Raw genomic sequence first — 561 nt, 5'->3', positions numbered from 1 at the left:
AGAAGCCCGACTCGGCGTAGCCGCGCACCATCCACCCGTCGGCCGTGTAGCCCGGGATCGTGATCGCACCGTCGATGAGCGACTTCGTCTCGTCGAACAGCTGCGTGAGATCGATGTCGGAGACCGCGCCCATGCCCTCGCAGCGCGGGCACATGCCGCCGGTCTGCTCGAACCGGCGCACCTCCTTCACGGTGCGGCCGTCGCGCTGGCTCGTGACTGCGCCCTGGCCGCTCACGGTCGGCACGTTGAACGAGAACGCCTGCGGCGAACCGAGGTGCGGCGAGCCGAGCCGGCTGAACAGGATGCGCAGCAGTGCGTTCGCGTCGGTCGCCGTGCCGACGGTCGATCGAGAGTTCGCGCCGAGCCGCTCCTGGTCGACGACGATCGCTGTCGTCAGCCCCTCGAGCTGATCGACCTCGGGCCGCGACGGCGTGCCCATGAAGCCCTGCACGAACGAGCTGTACGTCTCGTTGATGAGCCGCTGCGACTCGGCCGCGATCGTGCCGAACACGAGCGAGCTCTTCCCCGAGCCCGACACCCCGGTGAAGACCGTCAGGCGAC

Annotated in this window: 1 pseudogene; it reads right to left on the bottom strand. The window is 69.2% G+C overall.

The features are described from left to right. Window positions 1-561 (bottom strand): annotated as a pseudogene (locus ASG00_RS15555) (excinuclease ABC subunit UvrA); the annotation flags it as partial.

It is taken from the genome of Microbacterium sp. Leaf351 (assembly GCF_001423825.1).
Classification (GTDB): domain Bacteria; phylum Actinomycetota; class Actinomycetes; order Actinomycetales; family Microbacteriaceae; genus Microbacterium; species Microbacterium ginsengisoli.
Note: the sequence above shows the minus strand (reverse complement) of the source record. Positions and strands in the feature narration are given on the sequence as shown.